4 protein-coding genes are annotated in these 3187 nt (G+C 44.4%); 2 read left to right on the top strand and 2 right to left on the bottom strand.

Annotation, left to right across the window (positions count from 1 at the left end; all coding sequences use genetic code 11):
• On the top strand, positions 1-732 hold a 732-nt coding region (locus tag OGM63_RS01770), incomplete at its 5' end, for a gamma-glutamyltransferase (protein ID WP_263743781.1).
• 171 nt (positions 733-903) lie between these two features.
• Here the strand turns inward: OGM63_RS01770 and OGM63_RS01765 are convergent.
• Entirely contained in the window at positions 904-1503 is a 600-nt protein-coding gene (locus OGM63_RS01765) for a hypothetical protein (protein WP_263743780.1), read from the bottom strand.
• A 169-nt stretch (positions 1504-1672) separates the two neighbouring features.
• Here OGM63_RS01765 and OGM63_RS01760 point away from each other — a divergent pair, with 169 nt between their 5' ends.
• Positions 1673-2077, top strand: coding sequence for an ExbD/TolR family protein (locus OGM63_RS01760; protein WP_263743779.1), 405 nt, complete (start codon positions 1673-1675; stop codon positions 2075-2077).
• A 273-nt stretch (positions 2078-2350) separates the two neighbouring features.
• Here OGM63_RS01760 and OGM63_RS01755 read toward each other — a convergent pair.
• A partial coding sequence (locus OGM63_RS01755) for a thioesterase II family protein (RefSeq protein WP_318528385.1) occupies positions 2351-3187 on the bottom strand: 837 nt, incomplete at its 5' end.

The raw sequence follows: 3187 nt of genomic DNA, 5'->3' as shown, positions 1-3187 counted from the left end.
TGGATTCTTTGTCCCAAGGGGGAGGGGGGGAGGGGAACAGGGGGACAGGGGGGGAAAGAATTATTCTCATTGTCTCCTTGTCACCTTGTCCCCTTGTCACCTTGTCCCCTTGTCACCTCATCCCCCTCATCCCCTCGTCTTCCCTACGAGTCTCCGGAAACTACCCACATTAACGTTGTGGATGAACAGCGTAACGCGATTAGTTTGACTTTTACGGTAAACTATGCTTTTGGTTCTGGGGTGGTAGCGTCGGGAACTGGTATTTTGCTCAATGATGAGATGGATGATTTTGCAGCTGCTCCGGGAGTACCAAATGCTTATGGTTTGGTGGGTAATGAAGCGAATGCGATCGCACCCCGCAAAACTCCTTTATCCAGCATGACTCCGACAATTATCACCGAAAATAATCGCCTCCGCATGGCGGTGGGTGCGCCGGGAGGTGGTACCATCATTACCCAAGTGCTGCAAGTCATCTTGAATGTCTTGGAATACAACATGGATGCAGGTGCAGCTGTTTCTGTGCCACGCATACATCATCAATGGCTTCCCGATGACTTGCGAACCGAACCTTGGGGTTTAGATGCTGTGACTCTGCAAGACTTACGGCGTCGCGGACAAAATATTAAGGAAACTACTCCTTGGGGTAATGCTAACGCGATCGTTGTCACCCCAGATGGAACCTTAGAAGGAGCAGCCGATCCTCGTGGTGAAGGTTCCCCTAGAGGCTTTTGAAAAATTAAAGTTGGACAATGGGCAATTTTAAGAGGGGTAAAGGGTTTTGAATTTTGAATTGTTATTCACACTAATAGACATAGGAGTGGAAAAGATGTAGAGACGTAGCTAGCTTACGTCTAATCAAGGGTTTCGGGCAACGCATAGTTCATTTACGGAGATGTCTAATTGCTAATCAGTTGCGAGCGTTGCCAACAAAATTCCTAAAAGGCGATCAATAGGTGTTATGTCATATTCAGTAATATCAACCACAAGTTCACTTCCTGAGAGCTTGAGGAATTTCCAACTACTGCCGTTGGTTACACAACCGTAGACAGAGGGAATAGCAAGATTGTGGGTTTGATTAAACTGTTGTGCTGCTACCATAGCGGCGGCACATTGTCCTAGCCCATTTTCTAAAATACCACGTTTGGCTTCCGCAATCACCACAACTGGAGCTTGAATCACCGACTGAATGGGACTAAGGCTAATTAAAAAATCACAGTAGCCATTTAACTTGCGTTCCGGGTCTACGTTAAATTCTTTACCAGCAAATAAACTTATCTGCTGCTGTTTCATCTCTCTCACCTCTAGGAGCACTTGGGCAATAATCCCGCTATAACGAGCAATTTCAGAACCCACTGCGATCGCCCAAGGCATTTCCCGTTCCAGAATCGCTACTAGTAGTTCCGTCGGTTGTACGGGTTGACTTTGAATTAGGGAACGAGTCTCCCGAATGGTGATATTGAACTGTTCAAGCACCATTTCCAGCGTAAAGTCACTATATGCCATCGTAATATTGCTCCTCCATAATCGGCGTTGGTGATTGCGGTTTGAATTAACTAAACAGAGGGATAGAACCATACCTTATTATGCAACGCCCGTCAAATCGCCTTTATGCAAGAATATGGGGGACAATTAGAACTACTTTATCGCCGTCGTTACGAAGGAGAAAAATTATATGCAACTACCAGATGAACCTGATATTCCACCGCAAATAAATATCGTGCCGATGATTGATGTGATATTTGCAATTTTGACCTTTTTTATCATGTCAACCCTGTTTTTAACTCGACAGGAAGGTTTACCAGTAAACTTGCCGAAAGCTACCACATCTCAACAATCTCAAATTTCCCCAAGAATCACTATTACCATAGATTCCCAAGCACAGGTGAGCTTGAACAAAAAGCCGACAACCATTGATGCGCTGACTGAACAAGTACGTAATTTAATTAGTACAAACCCGGAGGCAATAGTAGTAATTAATGCCGATGAAACCGTTGCACATGGTAAGGTTGTGGCGGTGATGGATAAAGTGCGTCAGGTAAAAGGTGCAAGACTGGCGATCGCTACTCAAAAACAATAGCAGCTTTTGAATCAGGCTAATTCAAAAGCGAATGTAGTTTACAAAAAAGAAAATAGACATCTCCGGAAAACAATTATTGTGACGTCACAATAGACATCTGTTGGAAAACAATGTAGAGACGCGAAATTTCGCGTCTCTTGGGGTTTGGATAACGCATATTTTTCGGAGATGTCTAATAATTGTTTTTCACGACGTTTGTCCATTCGATCGTATCTTCTCTGCGTACCTCTGCGCCAAACTTCGCGTACCTTTGCGTAAAAAAAAATCCAAAACTTAAGTTAGCGCGTGCAAATGTTGAGCTAAAGTTTGAAGTAAAAGTAGTTGTTCCGATTGGATAAAAAAATGATCCCCACGGAACATCTGTAAATTGTAAGCAGCTATGGTGTGCGATCGCCATCCTTCCAATTCTTGAAGACCTACTTCTTTGTCTTGTAACCCACCAAAAACAGTAATTGGACATTCAAGTGGCAGTTCCTGGGCGTAAACATAAGTTTCCAACACTGCAAAATCTGCCCGTAGAATCGGGATGAGCAGTTCCATCAATTCAGTATTCTGCAATACTGAATCCGGTGTACCATTGAGACGGCGCAGTTCTTCAATGAACTCAGTGTCTGGTAGTGCGTGAATAGCTGGCTTTCGTGACGGGATGTGAGGAGCGCACCTAGCAGAAACAAATAGGTGAACTGGACTAAGATTATGCTCTCTACGAAGTTGACGAGCAAGTTCAAAACAGACCAACCCACCGAGACTATGACCGAAAAAAGCGAATGGTTTGTCTAAATATGGCAAGAGGGCAGAAGCTAAAGTCGAAATCAACGGTTGTAACCGTGAGAAAGGAGTTAACCTCATTTGGAGTCCCCGTCCCGGAAGTTCGATGGGACAAACTTCGACAGTTGTAGGTAGACTTCTCAACCACGGACGAAAAATCAGAGAACTACCTCCTGCGTAGGGAAAGCAGAATAAACGCACCGAAGCATCAGGATTTGGGTAGGGACAAGTAACGCAATTAAATATTTGTGTGGTTTGCATAGTCAAACTGTCTAACATAATCAGGTGTGAAGCTTTTAATTTTATCGTTGAGGTACCAGAGGGGGAGGGGGGGAGAGGGAG

The organism is Plectonema radiosum NIES-515 (assembly GCF_025753815.1).
Lineage (GTDB): Bacteria > Cyanobacteriota > Cyanobacteriia > Cyanobacteriales > Nostocaceae > Hassallia > Hassallia radiosum_A.
Note: the sequence above shows the minus strand (reverse complement) of the source record. Positions and strands in the feature narration are given on the sequence as shown.

Excerpts from the sequence above, each read along its gene's own strand:
- OGM63_RS01765 (WP_263743780.1), bottom strand. The coding sequence starts at position 1,503 with ATGGCATATAGTGACTTTACGCTGGAAATGGTGCTTGAACAGTTCAAT.
- OGM63_RS01760 (WP_263743779.1), top strand. The coding sequence starts at position 1,673 with ATGCAACTACCAGATGAACCTGATATTCCACCGCAAATAAATATCGTG.